Origin of the sequence: Spongiibacter tropicus DSM 19543, from assembly GCF_000420325.1 — a bacterium.
In the GTDB taxonomy this organism is placed as follows: Bacteria; Pseudomonadota; Gammaproteobacteria; order Pseudomonadales; family Spongiibacteraceae; genus Spongiibacter; species Spongiibacter tropicus.
In genome coordinates this window covers 945383-961236 of record NZ_ATUS01000001.1, presented here as the reverse complement: position 1 = coordinate 961236, position 15854 = coordinate 945383, and the positions used below count along the sequence as shown (strand labels likewise).

Annotated in this window: 17 protein-coding genes and 1 pseudogene; 5 read left to right on the top strand and 13 right to left on the bottom strand. The window is 58.7% G+C overall.

Annotated features, from left to right (window positions below; genetic code table 11):
* From G411_RS0104645 to G411_RS0104630, 4 genes are read right to left on the bottom strand one after another with little or no spacing between them, the layout of a single operon-like run.
* Positions 1 to 792 (bottom strand): enoyl-CoA hydratase/isomerase family protein, encoded by a 792-nt coding sequence (locus G411_RS0104645; protein WP_022958011.1) that lies wholly within the window; start codon positions 790 to 792, stop codon positions 1 to 3.
* 9 nt (positions 793 to 801) lie between these two features.
* Positions 802 to 2409 (bottom strand): carboxyl transferase domain-containing protein, encoded by a 1608-nt coding sequence (locus tag G411_RS0104640; protein WP_022958010.1) that lies wholly within the window; start codon positions 2407 to 2409, stop codon positions 802 to 804.
* A gap of 16 nt (positions 2410 to 2425) precedes the next feature.
* Entirely contained in the window at positions 2426 to 3595 is a 1170-nt protein-coding gene (locus tag G411_RS0104635) for an isovaleryl-CoA dehydrogenase (protein ID WP_022958009.1), read from the bottom strand.
* 1 nt (position 3596) lies between these two features.
* Positions 3597 to 3998: a MerR family transcriptional regulator gene (locus G411_RS0104630; RefSeq protein ID WP_022958008.1), complete on the bottom strand. Its 402-nt coding sequence runs from the start codon at positions 3996 to 3998 to the stop codon at positions 3597 to 3599.
* A gap of 173 nt (positions 3999 to 4171) precedes the next feature.
* Here G411_RS0104630 and G411_RS0104625 point away from each other — a divergent pair, with 173 nt between their 5' ends.
* Complete coding sequence (locus G411_RS0104625) at positions 4172 to 4561, top strand: DUF6491 family protein (RefSeq protein WP_157581132.1); 390 nt, start codon at positions 4172 to 4174, stop codon at positions 4559 to 4561.
* Here G411_RS0104625 and mtnC read toward each other — a convergent pair.
* From mtnC to mtnA, 4 genes and pseudogenes are all read right to left on the bottom strand, one after another.
* On the bottom strand, positions 4555 to 5244 hold the full coding sequence (gene mtnC / locus G411_RS0104620; RefSeq protein WP_022958006.1) for an acireductone synthase: 690 nt from the start codon (positions 5242 to 5244) through the stop codon (positions 4555 to 4557). The two genes, G411_RS0104625 and mtnC, sit on opposite strands and share 7 nt — an antisense overlap.
* On the bottom strand, positions 5244 to 5789 hold the full coding sequence (locus G411_RS0104615; protein WP_022958005.1) for a 1,2-dihydroxy-3-keto-5-methylthiopentene dioxygenase: 546 nt from the start codon (positions 5787 to 5789) through the stop codon (positions 5244 to 5246). The genes mtnC and G411_RS0104615 overlap by 1 nt, the downstream gene beginning before the upstream one ends.
* An 83-nt stretch (positions 5790 to 5872) precedes the next feature.
* Positions 5873 to 6430, bottom strand: a pseudogene (locus tag G411_RS0104610) (methylthioribulose 1-phosphate dehydratase); the annotation flags it as partial.
* Positions 6431 to 6432: 2 nt separating this feature from the next.
* Positions 6433 to 7482: an S-methyl-5-thioribose-1-phosphate isomerase gene (gene mtnA / locus G411_RS0104605; RefSeq protein ID WP_022958003.1), complete on the bottom strand. Its 1050-nt coding sequence runs from the start codon at positions 7480 to 7482 to the stop codon at positions 6433 to 6435.
* A 98-nt stretch (positions 7483 to 7580) separates the two neighbouring features.
* Between mtnA and G411_RS0104600 the strand changes: the two genes are divergently transcribed.
* Positions 7581 to 8069: a DUF2489 domain-containing protein gene (locus G411_RS0104600; protein ID WP_022958002.1), complete on the top strand. Its 489-nt coding sequence runs from the start codon at positions 7581 to 7583 to the stop codon at positions 8067 to 8069.
* Between the two features lies 1 nt (position 8070).
* Here the strand turns inward: G411_RS0104600 and G411_RS21320 are convergent, their stop codons facing one another.
* From G411_RS21320 to G411_RS0104580, 4 genes are all read right to left on the bottom strand, one after another.
* Positions 8071 to 8682 (bottom strand): TetR/AcrR family transcriptional regulator, encoded by a 612-nt coding sequence (locus G411_RS21320; RefSeq protein ID WP_022958001.1) that lies wholly within the window; start codon positions 8680 to 8682, stop codon positions 8071 to 8073.
* Positions 8683 to 8691: 9 nt separating this feature from the next.
* On the bottom strand, positions 8692 to 9594 hold the full coding sequence (locus G411_RS0104590; RefSeq protein WP_022958000.1) for a GIDE domain-containing protein: 903 nt from the start codon (positions 9592 to 9594) through the stop codon (positions 8692 to 8694).
* Between the two features lie 6 nt (positions 9595 to 9600).
* Positions 9601 to 10161, bottom strand: coding sequence for a LemA family protein (locus G411_RS0104585; RefSeq protein ID WP_022957999.1), 561 nt, complete (start codon positions 10159 to 10161; stop codon positions 9601 to 9603).
* Positions 10162 to 10274: 113 nt separating this feature from the next.
* The gene (locus G411_RS0104580; RefSeq protein WP_028968141.1) at positions 10275 to 11276 is read right to left on the bottom strand and encodes a cysteine synthase A; all 1002 of its coding nucleotides are present in this window, start codon (positions 11274 to 11276) and stop codon (positions 10275 to 10277) included.
* Between the two features lie 160 nt (positions 11277 to 11436).
* On the opposite strand from G411_RS0104580, the gene G411_RS0104575 reads away from it, so the two are divergent.
* The 3 genes from G411_RS0104575 to G411_RS0104565 are packed head-to-tail and all read left to right on the top strand — an operon-like array spanning position 11437 to position 13074.
* Positions 11437 to 11820, top strand: coding sequence for a DoxX family protein (locus G411_RS0104575; RefSeq protein WP_022957997.1), 384 nt, complete (start codon positions 11437 to 11439; stop codon positions 11818 to 11820).
* Positions 11821 to 11860: 40 nt separating this feature from the next.
* Entirely contained in the window at positions 11861 to 12421 is a 561-nt protein-coding gene (locus tag G411_RS19340; RefSeq protein WP_022957996.1) for a sigma-70 family RNA polymerase sigma factor, read from the top strand.
* On the top strand, positions 12421 to 13074 hold the full coding sequence (locus G411_RS0104565) for a ChrR family anti-sigma-E factor (protein WP_022957995.1): 654 nt from the start codon (positions 12421 to 12423) through the stop codon (positions 13072 to 13074). The genes G411_RS19340 and G411_RS0104565 overlap by 1 nt, the downstream gene beginning before the upstream one ends.
* Positions 13075 to 13179: 105 nt before the next feature.
* Here G411_RS0104565 and G411_RS0104560 read toward each other — a convergent pair whose 3' ends face one another.
* Entirely contained in the window at positions 13180 to 15711 is a 2532-nt protein-coding gene (locus G411_RS0104560) for a TonB-dependent receptor (RefSeq protein WP_022957994.1), read from the bottom strand.
* Positions 15712 to 15854 lie beyond the last annotated feature (143 nt).

Here is a 15854-nt window from a genome sequence, read left to right as displayed (position 1 = left end):
TTAGTCTCCACGCTGCCAGTTGGGACGGCGCTTTTCCAGAAAGGCACTGAGCCCTTCCTGGCCTTCGGGGGATACACGAATATCGGCGATGCGCTCGCAGCTATCGGCGATCAGGGCGTCACTGAGCGGCTGATTCTGGTAGTCCAGCAGCAGTCGCTTGGCCGCCTGCATGGCGGCGGGGCCGTTGTTGAGCAGCTGCGCAATACAGGTCTCAACCGCGTCATCGAGTTGCTCTTCTTCCACGCACTGGCTGAGCAGGCCCAGCTGCAGAGCCGTATCGGCGTCAAAGCGTTCGGCGCTGATGAAATAGCGTCGCGCCGCACGGGGGCCGATGGCGTTAATCACATAGGGGCTGATCGTGGCCGGGATCAGGCCAATCTTGACTTCACTGAGGCAGAAGCTCGCGCGCGGCGAGCCGATGGCGATATCGCAGCAGCTGACCAGCCCGACGCCGCCACCGAATGCGGCACCTTGCACGCGGGCGAGCGTCGGGTGGGGGAAGTTGTCCAGCCGTGACAGCAGCTCGGCCAGCGCCTCGGCATCGCGGCGGTTTTCCTCCACGGTGTAGCCGGCCATGCGGCGCATCCAATTGGCGTCGGCTCCAGCGGAGAAGCTCTTGCCCTCGGCGGCCAATACCAGCAGGCGAACCTCCGCGTGCTTGGCCAGCGTGCGGAGTTCGGCGCTCAGCGCGGCAATAATGCTGTCGTCAAAAGCATTGTGAATCGCCGGGCGATTCAGGGTGAGGCGGGCGACGCCGCGTTCATCAATCTGACTGAGAATTGCGTTGTCCATGTTGCCCCCTTACATCCGGAAGACGCCGAAGCGGCTGTCGTCGATGGCTTTGTTGAGGCTGGCAGACAGGCTCATGCCGAGTACCCGGCGGGTATCGGCGGGGTCAATGACGCCGTCGTCCCAAAGGCGGGCCGAGGCATAGAAGGGGTGGCTCTGCTCGGCGAATTTATCGAGGATGGGCTGTTTGAACGCCGCTTCCTGCTCGTCGCTCCAATCCTCGCCCTGACGCTGGTACTGGGCGCGTTTAATGTCCGCCAGCACACCTGCCGCCTGCTCGCCGCCCATCACGCCGATGCGGGCATTGGGCCACATGTACATAAAGCGCGGCTCATAGGCGCGGCCGCACATGCCATAGTTACCGGCGCCGTAAGAGCCGCCAATGACCACGGTGAATTTGGGTACCTGGGCGCAGGCAACCGCCATAACCATTTTGGCGCCGTGGCGAGCGATGCCGCCCGCCTCATATTGTTTGCCGACCATAAAGCCGGTGATGTTTTGCAGGAAAATCAGCGGGATTTTGCGCTGGGCGCAGAGTTCGATGAAGTGCGCGCCTTTCTGGGCCGACTCACTGAACAGAATGCCATTGTTGGCGACGATACCCACAGGGGAGCCGTAAAGCCGGGCAAAGCCGCAAACCAGCGTGGTGCCGAACAGGGCTTTGAACTCATCGAAGTCAGAGCCATCGACAATGCGGGCGATCACCTCGCGCACATCGAAGGGTTTGCGGCTGTCGCGGGGGATCACGCCGTAGAGCTCTTCCGGGGGATACAGCGGCTCGCGACTGTCGAGCTGTTGCAGTTGCTGGGTTTTTTTGCGGTTGAGCTTGGAAACCGCCTGACGGGCCAGTTGCAGCGCGTGTTCGTCGTTGTCGGCGTAGTGGTCGGCCACACCGGATTCCCGGCAGTGCACATCGGCGCCGCCCAACTCTTCCGCCGTGACGACTTCGCCGGTGGCGGCTTTCACCAGCGGCGGTCCGGCCAGGAATATCGTGCCCTGTTGTTTGACGATAATGGTTTCGTCGGCCATGGCGGGTACGTAGGCGCCACCGGCGGTGCAGGAGCCCATGACCACCGCGATCTGCGGGATGTTTTTGGCAGACATATTGGCCTGATTGTAGAAGATGCGGCCGAAGTGCTCGCGGTCGGGGAAGACCTCATCCTGCCGGGGCAGGTTGGCACCGCCGGAGTCCACCAGATAAATACAGGGCAGGTGGTTCTGCTCGGCAATGGTCTGGGCGCGCAGATGCTTTTTTACCGTGAGTGGATAATAGGAGCCGCCTTTGACCGTGGCGTCGTTGGCCACAATCATGCACTCCACGCCGCACACCTGGCCGATGCCCGCCACCACACCGGCGGCGGGCACGTCTTCGCCATACACGCCTTCGGCGGCCAATTGGGAAATTTCCAGAAACGCGGCGCCGGGGTCCAGCAATGCGTCGATGCGCTCGCGGGCCAGCATTTTGCCGCGCTCGTGGTGGCGCTGACGGGCTTTTTCGCCCCCGCCCTGGGCAATCTCTTCGGCTTTGGCGCGCAGTTCGGCGACCTGCGCGGCGAGGGCGTCGCGATTGGCGATGAAGTCCTCGCTGTGGCGGTCGAGGCGGCTGGTGATCACAGTCATGGTCGGCTCCTGACGCTTAGCGGGTTTCGTTGAAGAGTTCGCGGCCAATCAACATACGGCGCACTTCCGAGGTGCCCGCGCCGATCTCATACAACTTGGCGTCGCGCAGCAGTCGCCCGGTGGGGTAATCGTTGATATAGCCGTTGCCCCCGAGCGTTTGAATGGCTTGCAGCGCCATCTGAGTTGCCTTTTCGGCGGTGTAGAGAATGACGGCCGCGGCGTCTTTGCGGGTTTCCTCACCCCGGTCACAGCCTTTAGCCACGGTGTAGAGGTAGGCGCGACTGGCATTCAGGTCGCAGTACATATCGGCGACCTTGCCCTGCATGAGCTGGAATTCGCCGATGCTTTTGCCGAACTGCGTGCGCTCGTGAAGATAGGGAACGACGATATCCATGCAGGCCAGCATAATGCCGGTAGGGCCTCCGGAGAGTACGGTGCGCTCGTAGTCGAGGCCGCTCATCAGAATGCGGGCGCCGTCGCCTTCTTTGCCGATCAGGTTCTCGGCGGGGACTTCGCAGTCCTGAAACGCCAGTTCGCAAGTGTTGGAGCCGCGCATGCCCAGTTTGTCGAGTTTGGGTGAACGGGAGAAGCCGGGAAAGTCGCGTTCGACGATGAAGGCGCTGATGCCTTTGGAGCCACCCTGTGGGTCGGTTTTGGCGTAGATCAGATACGTGTTGGCGTCGGGGCCGTTGGTGATCCACATTTTGCTGCCATTGAGAACGTAGCGGTCGCCTTTCTTCTCGGCGCGCAGTTTCATGCTGACCACGTCGGAGCCGGCGTTGGGTTCTGACATCGCCAGGGCGCCGATGTGTTCGCCGCTGCACAGCTTGGGCAGGTACTTCTCGCGCTGGAAGTCGTTGCCGTTTTTGTAAATCTGGTTCACGCAGAGGTTGGAGTGGGCGCCGTAAGACAGGCCCACCGACGCCGAGGCGCGGCTGATTTCTTCCATCGCGACCACATGGGCCAGATAGCCCATCTCGCTGCCGCCGTACTCTTCGCTCACCGTCATGCCCAGCAGGCCGAGGTCGCCAAATTTGCGCCACAAATCCATGGGGAACTGGTTGTCTTTGTCGATCTGCTCGGCGCGGGGGGCGATTTCCGCCTGGGCAAAGCGGTAGACCGTGTCGCGGAGCATGTCGATCTCTTCACCGAGACCAAAGTTCAGGCTGGGGTAGGGGGTGCTCATCTCAAGACTCCTGGCTGGTAATTGGCGTTTTTATGGTTTGCAGGGCGTCGACACAGCGGGCTTCCGCGTCATCGAGGTCCTGCAGCAGGGTTTCGATGTCACGGAGCTGGCGTTGCAGCATCTCACGCTTCTCGCGAATTTTGTCGATCAGGCGTTGTAGCTGGGGGCTGTTATCACGCTGTGGATCGTACATTTCGATAATGTCGCGGCTCTCCTCGAGAGACAGGCCGAGGCGCTTCCCCCGCAGAATCAGTCGCAACTTGGTGCGGTCGGCCGCGCTGTAAATGCGGGTCTGGCCGTTTCGCGTCGGCCGCAGTAGGCCTTTCTCTTCATAGAAGCGAATGCTGCGGGTAGTGATGTCGAACTCCGAGGCGAGCTCGGAGATGCTGTACTGGCGACTCATTAGCGACATTCCTGAGGGGTTTGTGACGTTATAAATCAAGTTGACGTTAACGTCAACGTAACTTTGGTTTTGCGAATAGGGCTTGAGAAAATAGAACGCGATGCTGAGAAAATTTCTGCTAGTGGCGAACCGCTGGGCTTCGGATGAGTCAGAGGCAGACGGGGGAATCTCAAATGCCAAGGACTACAACCATCAAAGCTGCATTAGGCGTGGCACTGCTCAGTGCCTTGGCCGTTGCCTGCGCGCCGCCAGAGCGGCGGCCTGATCTGGATTCGAGACTGGCGGATATCGGGCTGCGCCCGGCGGAAGATCTGGAGCGCTTGCCCCGTTCGGGGCTCGAGTCCTGGCAGTATCTGGGGCCGCGACAGCTACTGCTGATTGCACGGGAGGCAACTTACCTGCTGCAACTTAATGAAAGCTGTCAACTGCATCCCGAATCCCGCTTGCGCTTGGGGGGCGATGCTGACTCCTTTGCTGCGGGGGACTCACTTTGGATGGGCCCCGACCGCAGTTGTCGTGCCGAGCAGCTGTCGCGTATGGAAAAAGTCGGGGAAGCTCAGTAAAGCGCATCCAGGCAGATGTCGTCGAAGCGGCTGACAACCTGGTGCCGTTCATGGTGAAGGGGGGTATCACTGCGCTGCACCCATACGGTCTTCATTCCGGCTTCAGCTGCGGCGTCCAGTTCTTCCACGATATCGGAAAGAAAGACAATGTGCAGGGCAGGCATGTCGATATCACGGCTGATGGTGCGGTATGACGCCGCTTCACGTTTCGGGCCGCTGGTGGTGTCGAAGTAATCACGGAACAGCGGACGAAGGTCTCCCGCCTCACTGTGACCAAAAAACAGTTTCTGAGCCAGAATCGAGCCAGAACTGTAGACATAAAGCGACAGTCCCTGCCGGTGCCACTGCTCGAGCGTGGTGACGGCATCGGGGTATACGTGGGCGAGAAAATCGCCGTTTCGGTAGCCGTGTTCCCAGATTAGTCCCTGTAGCCCCTTCAACGGAGTGATCTTGCGGTCTTCATCTATCCAGCGCTCCAGCTGTTCTGCCAGCGCGGGAAGGTCGTGCTCAGGGAGATTCGCGGCTCTCGCAGCTTCGCGCAACAGCGGCTTAACCCGGCTGTCGTCGCTGTGCTCCTGAATAAATGCCGCCATGCGCTGGCGGGCATAGGGGAACAGGGTTTGGGTAACAAAGTCGATGGCGCTGGTCGTGCCTTCAATGTCGGTGACTATGGCCTTGATCATCAGTTCTCCAAGCGTGAAAAGCTATCGGCAATGTCGCTGTCGGTATAGTGCGCGACCCAGCCATCCGGGTTGTTGAAGAAGCGGATGGCGACCAGTTCTGGTTGCGGGCCGAGATCGAACCAGTGCGGGGTATTGGCGGGTACGCTTAGCAAGTCGCCTTTTTCGCAGAGAATTTCGTAAACCTTGCCGCCGATATGCAGCGCGAACAGTCCCTGACCCTGAACAAAGAAGCGCACTTCATCTTCACTGTGGCGGTGCTCGGAGAGGAACTTCTGGCGAAGCTCATCCTTGGCGGGATTACTGGCATTCAGGCTGATCACGTCAACGCTCTGGTAGCCCTGCTCGTCGACCAGTCGTTGCACATCCTGCTCATAGGCCGCGAGTACGGCCTCGGCGTCGTCGCCAGCGGCGATGTCATCACGAGTTTGCCACTGCTCAAAGCGTATGCCGGCCGCATTGAGCAGGCCGGTAATCTCGGCCGGGTCGGTGCTGCGTTCCAGTGTCTGTTGTGGCTGGTCGTCGGCGTAGATGCGCAGTTCGCTCATTGGGTATTTCCTCGTATTCAGCGCTTCAAGCGCTGCATTTCCAGTTCGCAGTGCAGCATGAATTCCAGGGCCTCGAGATTGCGCATGCAGTCTTCCAGCGTATTGCCCCAGCAGTACAGGCCATGTCCCTGAATCAGGTAGCCGGGGCAGTCGGGTCGCTCGGCCAGGTATTCGTCGACTTCGATCGCCAGTGCGGCGATATCCTGCGTATTGGCAAAAATCGGGATATTCACCGCGCAGTCGTGACTGTCGATGCCGGGAAAGGCTTTGAGCAACTCGTAGTCACGCAGTGCGATATAGCCACTCTGTGCATGCAGTCGTGAGATCAATGTGGCGTCCGGACTGTGGCAGTGGAGCACGGCGCCCAGGTTCGGAAAGCGGCGGTACAGACTGGTGTGCAGCAGGGTTTCAGCAGAGGGTTTGCCGTCGCTCAGTGGCTGGCCATCGAGGTCAACGGCGATGAAGTCGGTTGGCGCGAGCTGTCCCTTGTGCTTGCCCGAGGCCGTCAGCAGCGCGCTGTCGTCATCCAGTCGCAGGGAAAAATTGCCGCTGGTGGCGGGGACCCAGCCGCGCTGATACAGGTCGGCGCCGGCGGCTGCCAGGGCGATAGCCTTGTCGAAAAACGCCTTGTTCTTGCGCATAGTCAGCTCCTCTCCGCTGCGTCGAGGTGAGCGGCAACCGCCTCACGGTCGGGACGATAAATGATGCCATGCTCAGTGACAATGGCGTCGATCAGTTCGGCCGGAGTCACGTCAAAGGCCGGGTTGTGCACGGCGCAACCCTCAGGGGCAACGGCGTTGCCTTGGCTGTGGGTGATTTCCTCAGCGGGACGCTGCTCAATCGGGATCTGCGGGCCGTCAATCTGGCGGTCGAAGGTGCTGGTCGGTGCGGCAACCATCATTTTTACCCCGTGATGGCGGGCGATAATGGCCAGGTTGTAGGTGCCGATCTTATTGGCGACGTCACCATTGGCTGCCACCCGGTCGGCGCCGACGATCACCCAGCTTGGGCGATGCTCGCGCATGAGTTGCGCGGCCGCGCCTTCGATGGCCAGGGTGACGGGAATATCATCTTGCATCAGCTCCCAGCTGGTCAGGCGGGCGCCCTGTAACCAGGGGCGGGTCTCACCGGCGATGACGCCGCGCAAGCTGCCGTTTTTCCAGGCTGATCGAATGACTCCCAGCGCGGTGCCGTAGCCGCCAGTGGCCAGGGCGCCGGCATTGCAATGGGTGTAGACGAGGCTGTCGTTGTTAATCAACGCGGCGCCATGATCGCCGATGGCGCGGTTGATTGCGATGTCTTCCCGGTGAATTTCGGCGGCCAGCGCCAGCATGGCTGCGGGCAGGTCGCCGCCGTTGCCGTGGGTTTCGATAAGCTGATCGCAGCGTTGCAGTGCCCAGAACAGATTGACGGCGGTGGGGCGGCTGTCTGCCAGCGCTTGACGGGCCCCGCTCAGTGCTGTCGTCCAGGCGGCAACACTGGGTTGCGGCGCCTGCGCGGCGGCGGCCAGTGCCATACCGTAGGCGGCGGTAATGCCAATCGCCGGTGCGCCGCGAACCACCATGTCGCGAATGGCGTCAGCGACGGAGAAGGGGTCGCGGTACGACAGGTACTGGCTGGTTCCAGGCAGTATGCGCTGGTCGAGAAGTTCGAGGTGGTCCTCATTCCAGCGAATGGCGTCAGGTGTAGACACGGCGGGCCTCCGTTTTTAGGGGGCGCCATTATAAAGCAGGGTGTTGCTTGCCGATAGCAGGTAAACTTGGCGCTTTGCACAGAGTTTCAGGGGGAATTATGAGCCAGTACTGGCCGTGGTTCGTGGCTGGTGGCGTCATTATCGCCGCGCTGGCCGGGTATGCAGGCTATCTGCTGTGGCGGCTTCGCGAGCAGCGCCGCGCGCTTGAGGATGCTCAGCGGGCGCAGTCTGCGGTGGGCATGGTAGCGCCCGCTGCGGAGGTAGAACCCGCGCAGCACCGCCTCGGCGCGGAAGAGAGCATTCAGGTGCTGGCACGCTGTTATCTCGACGGGCAGGTCGGCGGCAGTGAAGCTGCGTTGCGCATCGCGGTATTGCTGGATCAGCCCGTGGTGGATGCCGAGTTGCGCGAGCAGGGCCGGGTATTCACGGTGGTCGCTGAAGTATTGGCCGACGTGCCAACGCATCAGGCGTGGAAGTCGCTGTCGCGGGAAGAGCGAGATCAGCACCGCGATACCATGACGCGCCTCGAAGCTGAACACCGAGACGCGATGGAGCAAGCTGCACGCAGGCTGTCGGGGCAGGGCTGATTCAGGCGGTAGCGACTTTGCCGCTTTTAGTCGACAGCTTGTTGAGTCCGTTCACCATATCCTGTTGCAATTGGAATTGCGCGTTGAGCTGATCCGGCGTGAGCGGATCAAAGCCAAAGATGGATTGGTGCAATGGCGCGAGGGTGACGTAACCGAGAATCATGCAGTGGAAGGCAATCGCGGTTGATGCGCTGATCACTTCGTTATCGGGATCGCTGGCGCCATCGCTGAGAAAGGCAAAGAATTTGCGATACCACCTGTCGCTGAGCAGCGTCAGCGTTTCGTCTTGCGCCAGCGTGGCATGCTGGACCAGTCGGGCGATATTCGGCCTGTCACTCAGCGCGCTCATTGCTGCCTGAATCTGCTGACTCATTTCCTGAAAGTTAGAGGCGGTATCCAGTTGGCTGGTGGCTTCGACAAGCGGCGCCATCAGCTTCTCGCAAACGGCTTCATAGATAGCCAGCTTATTGCTGAAATGTTTGTAGATGCCAGGGCTGCTGATGCCGACTCTCACCGCGATTTCGCTGATTGAGGTGGCGGCGAAGCCCTGTTTCGCGAAGCGCTCTTCTGCGATTTCCAGAATGCGTTCCCGGGTGTTCCGGCGTGTTGCCATGTCGCTTTCCTATCCTGCCGTCATCGATACTGCGCCGGATTGCACGAGCCAGGCAACGCCGGCAATGCATGCCAGGCTTCCCAATAGCCATGCCAGTGACTGCCAGCGGTAGCGTCGACTGAGTGATTCGGGTTCAGAGGTAGCGATAATAAACGGTTGTTGCCTGGAGGGCGAATAACGCAGGGTGTTGATCGCGTCCAGCGAGGGCTTGCCGCGCTGTTCCCGCTCGGCTTTGCGAAGGGCCTCACGGCGCGCAAGCTCCCATTCTTCGGGGCTTATCAGGCCATCGCCATTGCGATCGAAGCGCGCGACCAGACGGTCGTAGTCCTGTTTCCACTCCGAGAGAATTTCAGCCATGCGTGCAGAATTGGTCTCGGTGTCGCTGGGCGGATGGCGGGTGTCGAAAATGCCCAGCGCGTAAATGAGGTCATTTTCACAGAGGCGTTCCTCCGTGTAACGATAGCGTCTGCCGAGCAGCAGGCTGGTGGTGGAGATACCCGGTGACGGGCGGCGACTGCTACCGTGCCACTGGCGGCGGCGGTGGCTCTTGACCTCGGCTCGCTCCGGGTAGACCAGGCAGATGCCGGTGCCGTCACTCAATATGAACGGGCGGGTACTGCTGTGGCTTTCTATGGTTCGCCAGCTACTGTTTTTGCCGCTTCGTTCATAGCGCTCTATTCGATAGCGAAACCACAGGCAGGGTTCTCCGGCCAATGTACTTAACAGCGGAGCTTCGTTCTCAGGCAGCATCGCGCTGCCAATCAGTTCGACGTAGCCCTGATGTGCCGAGCGAATTTTGGAGGTGGGGGTGTCTTCGATGATGCGCGCGCGACGCAGTTGCGAGAGACTGGCGGCGCCACAGAATACGCCGACCAGTGCAAGTATTCCGAGCCCGATAAGATCGCTGTTCACAGTACCTTATTGACCAAACAGCGACTTGATATTCACGTCCTTCAACTGCGCCTTGTCGAATTCCAATAACTCAAATGCGGAGAAGTTAAACAGCCTGGCTACCAGTACGTCGGGAAACTGCTCGATGCGGACATTATTGTTGTTCACCGCCTCATTGTAGACTTCTCGGCGATCGGCAATCGCATTTTCCAGTGACGAGATCCGGTTCTGCAACTGGCTGAAGCTCTGATCAGCTTTCAGTTCAGGGTAGCCTTCCGCCAGGGCAAATAACTGGCCGAGGCTGCTGCGCAGCCCGCTTTCCGCCTGTCCCAGCGCTTTCATATCGTTGCCCGCTTGAGCAGACGCGACTTGTGAGCGCGCGCGGATAACTTTCTCCAGCGTCTCCTGTTCGAATTCCATGTATTGCTTGCAGGTCTCTACCAGTTTCGGCAGCTCATCGTTCCGCTGCTTGAGCAGCACATCAATGTTGGCGCGGTGCTTGGCAACATTGTGTTTGAGGTTGACCAGTCCGTTGTACATCAGAATCAGGTAGAGCACAGCGAATACCGCCACTGCCAGAACTACCATTGTGCCTATTCCCATGGCATAGCCTCTGTCGATGTCAATAAACGTTCAGTATAGTCCCGGCCGTTGGCAAACAATACGACGGCGATCTCAGTCTTGCCGCTGTCGGCCCCGCCTTAGTTGCGCATCCAGTCGGGAGCTGGCAGGCCCATGTTCTCCAGATATACCGGGTTGTACAGTTTGCTTTTATACCGATCGCCATAGTCGCAAAGGATCGTGACAATCGTGTGGCCGGGACCCATTTCGCGGGCGAGATTGACCGCACCGGCGATATTGACCGCCGATGAACCGCCGAGGCACAGCCCTTCATGCCGAAGCAGGTCGAAGATGTAAGGTAGCGCCTCGGCGTCGCTGATCTGATAGGCGTTATCCACATCGGCGAGTCGCAGATTGTCGGTCATCAGACTGATGCCAATACCCTCGGCCAGTGAACGCCCTTCGCCGCTCAGCTCCCCGTGGGTGTAATAATTGTAAAGCGCAGAGCCCTGGGGATCGGCCAAGCCGATACGGATATCCTTGTTGTGCGCCTTCAGCGCGCGGCTCACACCGGCCAGCGTACCGCCAGTGCCCACTGCGCAGATAAAGCCATCGACCTTGCCCTCGGTCTGCGTCCAGATTTCCTGGCCGGTTGTGGTTTCGTGAATGTCTGCATTGGCAGTGTTGTCGAACTGCCGTGCCCAGATGGCGCCATTGGGCTCGGTTTCGCTGAGGCTTTCGGCAAGACGTCGGGCAGTGTGAATGTAGTGGTTCGGATCACTGTAGCCGGTAGCGTGCACCAGACGCAGGTCTGCACCGTAAAGATCGAGAAGTTCGATTTTTTCCCGACTTTGACTGTGCGGCATGACCACTACGCTTTTGTAACCCAGCGCGTTGGCGATCAAGGTCAGGCCGATTCCCGTATTACCGGCGGTGCCTTCCACGATCGTGCCTCCGGGTCGCAGGCTGCCGTCGCGCTCTGCCGCTCGGATGATGCCCAAGGCAGTGCGGTCTTTGACTGAGCCGCCGGGGTTCAGGAATTCCGCTTTGCCGAGAATGGTACAGCCAGTGAGTTCTGAAACCTGTTGAAGTTTTATCAGGGGGGTGTTGCCGATGAGCTCGGGCATGCTGTTGAACGTCATCAATGTTTCTCCACGTCTTATGGCTTCATGGTATCGGGGAGGGCGCAGCCCCACAAGCCATACTGCGACTTGAGATGTCAGGGAAAATGCCAAATCGCGCCATACTGGCAGACCTTCAGGGGTGATATGGTTGTCACTCTCATAAGAAAAGGAGCCGTCCTTGAAGAACGTGATTCGTGTGCTGATCTGCCTGTTTTTTCTCGGTGGCGGGGTGGCGCATTTTCTCGTGGCGGAGGGCTTTGCCGCCATTGTTCCCCCTTTTCTGCCCTGGCCGCTGGCGATTGTCTGGTTGACGGGCGTCGCCGAACTGATCATGGCGCCGATGGTATTTTGGCCGCGCTATCGGGAGCAGGTGGGTAAGCTGATGGCGCTTTACTGCCTGCTGGTGCTGCCGGCCAATATTTATCAGGCGATCAGTGGTGTGGAGGGGGTTGGCGGAGACTTGCCCGAGTCGTTTCTCTGGCTGCGTATTCCGCTGCAGTTTGTGCTGATAGCAGCTATTCTGTGGGCAACAACAGACAATAAACGCGCGATTGATCTATAGCGGCTTCGCCGACGTAGGATAGCGTACAAGAGGGTAATACATGGCTGAAGATGCCACCAAAGTAGAGCGAGACGGGGCATTCTGGGCAGATTGCATGGAGCGCGTTGCCAATGATCGCGACAAGCAGAGCTTTATGATGCTGTTCGATCATTTTTCTCCCAGAGTGAATGCCTACCTGCTTGGGCAGGGCGTCGAAGCCTCTATGGCAGAGGACCTGACACAGGATGCGCTATTGGCACTTTGGAACAAGGCGCACCTGTACAAGCGTGACAAAGCCGCGGTAAGCACGTGGCTGTTTCGCGTGGCGCGGAACTTGTGGATCGACAAGTTGCGCAAACAGCGTGGTGTTGCGTATGAGTCAGAAGACAGTCTGGTAGAGACCTATGAGCCCGAACCCAGCGTCAACGCCGACGGAGATCGGCTGAAGAAGTTGATGGAGCAGCTTCCGAATAATCAGGCGCAGGTGGTGTACAAGTCGTACTACGAAGGAAAAAGTCACAGCGAAATAGCTCAGGAAACTGGGATGCCGCTGGGCAGTGTGAAATCAAGTTTGCGTCTGGCGATACGAGCGTTTCGCCAGCATTTTGGAGAAAACGCGTGATGAGTCGTATTGAACATCATCCCAGCGAGGAGACGGTATACAGTTATGCCGCCGGTGCCCTGCCTGCGGCATTAGCGCTGGTCGTGGGCTGCCATTTGCAGTATTGCCCACAATGTCGTGCGCTGGCGGCGCAAGGCGAGGCGTTTGGAGGCGACTTGTTGGCGAGTCTCGACGAAAAGCCGCTTTCACAGGGGCGTCGTGAGTCGATGATGGCCTTGCTGGACGCCACGCCAGCTCAAAAGGCGGAGGAGCCCGCTCCACGAAAAGTGGCAATCGAGGTTCCCGGACTGCTGAGAAATCTGGTTGGTCACGACGATTTCGATTCCCTGCCCTGGAAGAGCATTGTTCCGGGAATGAAACAGGTGGATTTGAAACTTGGCGAAGGCGAAGCCAAGTTGCTGCGCATTGCTGCGGGCAAGAAAATGCCGGTTCACAGCCATCAAGGCAACGAGCTGACCCTGATTTTGCGAGGTGGCTACAGCGACAGTCTGGGCAAGTTCAATGCCGGTGATTTTGCCGAGCTCGATGGCAGTGTTGAACATCAGCCGATAGCCGACGCCGACGAGGACTGTATCTGTCTGGCCGGGATGGATGCGCCATTGGCCTTCAAGGGGCTGATCGCGAAGATGCTGCAGCCTATCTTCAAAATTTAAGCGATCGCCGGAACGAAAAAAGCCGCCTGTCAGGGCGGCTTTTTTTATTGCTGTGGAATCAGAGTTCCGACACTGATTGGGGCGGTAGATACCGCCCCGCCAACATCAGTATTCGTAAATCAGATCCAGACCGTAGGTACGGGATTCGCCCCAGATCACACCGCGATCGGTGTGGATCAGGTTGTCGATGGCTGAAATCACGTACTCCTCGTCCAGCAGGTTTTTACCCCACAGACCAATGTTGAGTGAGCCGAAGCGCCCGACGGGCATTTGACTCAGGCTCAGGCGACCGTTCCAGAGGCTGTAAGACGCGTTAAAGGTGTTCTTAACATTGTCTGCGCGGGAGCCGCCGTTCCGGTCATCCATGAAGTTGTAGCTGACGTTGGCTGACAACACACCCCAGTCGGTCGCGGCGATGGTCCAGTCCGCTGACACGGTGTAGCTGTTTTCCGGTGCAGAGAAGAACACGAAGGAATCCGCTACATCGTTGCCTGCCCGGTCCGTTGCCTTGGTGACTTCGGTATCCAGGTAGGCGTAGTTCAACATCAGCATCAGGTTTTCGGTCGCCATGAAGGTGATGTCGGTTTCAAGCCCCATCATTTCTGCTTCACCGGCGTTGGCGACTTTGGTATCCGCCACGGTGCCCGCGAGAATGAAGTTCAGCTGGATATCAGTGTATTCGCTGTAGAACACATTGGTATTGATCCGCAGGCGGCGATCCATCAGCTCGCTCTTGATACCAAACTCAATAGAGTCGACATGCTCTTCGTCGAAGCCATCGGCGAAGCCGTAGCCATACACGATGCCATCGGGTGCTTCTTCTGCGGTATCGTCACCGCTGCCGGGGGTGCCCGCAGGAACGCCGGTAGAGCCGCGTTGAGGGTCGCGGGTATTGAAGCCGCCCGACTTGTAGGCCTGAATATATTTACCGTAGACGTTGATGTCGTCGGTCAGGTCAAATTCGGCGATAAAGCTGAACGAGGTGTCGGTGAATTTCTTCTCGGCGTAAACGTCGAGGAAGCTGCGATCACCCGGTAACAGGAAACCGGCCTGAGCGAGAATCGGCGACAGTGGATCGATATCCTCTGCATCGATGGCCACGCCGAGGTTTTTAACCTCGAAGTAGGTTTTGTCGGTCTGGTTTTTCAGTGCCTGGCGCTCATCCTCGGAGTAGCGCGCACCAAAGGTCAGGTGCAGGCGCTGGTCCATGATGTTCGGTGTCCAGGTGAACTGGCCAAACGCGGCTTTCGCGGTGTTCTCAATGTCGTAACGCTGAGACACCATGTTCACGATACCCACATCGCCGGCACCGAATATGATGCCGCCCAGCAGCTCGCCCAAAACCGGGATGGGAATGGCGTCGTTACTGATGGTTGAGCTGAACTGGTGATGAAGCGGTGAGTTATCTTCTGTGGCTTCCTCTTCGAAGTAGTACAGGCCGACGATGTAGTCGACGGAGTCATCGAACAGTGAGCCGCTCCACTGCAGTTCGTGCGAAGACTGCTCTTGCGAAATTTGCGGCACAACTAATGGCAGGCAGTCTGCACCGGTTTGCACGCGAACCGCGGGGCCGCAGTATTCGTGAGAGTCGATGCGGTAGTCGCCGGAGCCGGCGCCGCCACCCAAGTCAGCGTAGGACGCGTCGTAGAGCTCTCGATAGGCGCCGATATACTTGAACTGAGAATTCTCAAAGTTCTTGGTCAGAATCAGCGAGTAGCCTTCGATTTTGGTCTTGGATTCTTCATAGGGGCGGAAGGTTGTCATTTCATCGAAACGATCACTGCCGTACATCGCCTGCGAATTAGCAAAGCTTCGCACTGGCTCCGCCTGGCCTTTGTTCAGCACGGCCGGACTGATCGCCTGGTACATGTAGTTATAGTAGCCGAAGTCAGATTTGTCGTAGGCGAAGTCCAGCGTGGTGGTGTCGTTGATATCCCAGCGCAGGTCGAAGCGCATCCCTTCAACTTCACGGTCACCGAAATCGCCGCCAGGGCCTTTGTTTTCGATGAAGCCATCCATCTGCGTGGCCAGATAACCCAGCTTGATCGCCACCGAATCTGTCACGGGGATGTTGGCGGAGGTTTTTGAGGTGAACTGACTGCGGTTGCCGACAGTGAGTTTCTGCTTGAACTCAAAGCCTTCGGTTGTTGGACGCTTGGTGATCATATTGATCGCGCCGCCCGTGGTGTTACGACCGTACAGTGTGCCTTGAGGGCCACGGAGAACTTCGATGCGCTGAAGTTCCGCGACGTCCAGCGCGGTGCCGGTGGAGCGAGCGATGTAAACCCCGTCGACGTAGATGCCGATGGCGGGATCCTGTGTGACCTGTGCGTCAGAGGGGCCAATGCCGCGGATAAAAATACGCAGGGTTGCGTTGTTGATCGGGAAGGGCTCGATCGTCATTGCCGGGACTTTTGAGCCGATATCGCCCAAATTGCTGATGCCGTCGACTTCGAGACGCTCCTCGCCAAACGCGGTCAGCGAGATGGGCGTATCCTGCAGTGATTCCGCTTTCTTTTGGGCGGTAACAATCACTTCTTCCAGGCCGCGAGGCTTCTCATTTTGAGCATAGGTGATTTGTGAAATGCTACTGGCGAGCAGGCATAGCCCTGCCGTTACTGGGATTGTTGTCTTCACTAGGCGCTCCGTGGGGACCGTTTATTTTTATAGAATAACCACCGTTAGTTAAAACACATTAACCTATATCGTGCAATAAGCCGTTTGTACTAGTGGCGTGAAGTCGCGCCCGGTTTTGCACCGGGCTGCTGAGGAGTATAGAC

Bases quoted from the DNA above. Each gene is read 5' to 3' on its own strand.
- G411_RS0104645 (WP_022958011.1), bottom strand. From the start codon at position 792: ATGGACAACGCAATTCTCAGTCAGATTGATGAACGCGGCGTCGCCCGC.
- G411_RS0104640 (WP_022958010.1), bottom strand. From the start codon at position 2,409: ATGACTGTGATCACCAGCCGCCTCGACCGCCACAGCGAGGACTTCATC.
- G411_RS0104635 (WP_022958009.1), bottom strand. From the start codon at position 3,595: ATGAGCACCCCCTACCCCAGCCTGAACTTTGGTCTCGGTGAAGAGATC.
- G411_RS0104630 (WP_022958008.1), bottom strand. From the start codon at position 3,998: ATGAGTCGCCAGTACAGCATCTCCGAGCTCGCCTCGGAGTTCGACATC.
- G411_RS0104625 (WP_157581132.1), top strand. From the start codon at position 4,172: ATGCCAAGGACTACAACCATCAAAGCTGCATTAGGCGTGGCACTGCTC.
- mtnC (WP_022958006.1), bottom strand. From the start codon at position 5,244: ATGATCAAGGCCATAGTCACCGACATTGAAGGCACGACCAGCGCCATC.
- G411_RS0104615 (WP_022958005.1), bottom strand. From the start codon at position 5,789: ATGAGCGAACTGCGCATCTACGCCGACGACCAGCCACAACAGACACTG.
- G411_RS0104600 (WP_022958002.1), top strand. From the start codon at position 7,581: ATGAGCCAGTACTGGCCGTGGTTCGTGGCTGGTGGCGTCATTATCGCC.
- G411_RS21320 (WP_022958001.1), bottom strand. From the start codon at position 8,682: ATGGCAACACGCCGGAACACCCGGGAACGCATTCTGGAAATCGCAGAA.
- G411_RS0104585 (WP_022957999.1), bottom strand. From the start codon at position 10,161: ATGGTAGTTCTGGCAGTGGCGGTATTCGCTGTGCTCTACCTGATTCTG.
- G411_RS0104580 (WP_028968141.1), bottom strand. From the start codon at position 11,276: ATGACGTTCAACAGCATGCCCGAGCTCATCGGCAACACCCCCCTGATA.
- G411_RS19340 (WP_022957996.1), top strand. From the start codon at position 11,861: ATGGCTGAAGATGCCACCAAAGTAGAGCGAGACGGGGCATTCTGGGCA.
- G411_RS0104565 (WP_022957995.1), top strand. From the start codon at position 12,421: ATGAGTCGTATTGAACATCATCCCAGCGAGGAGACGGTATACAGTTAT.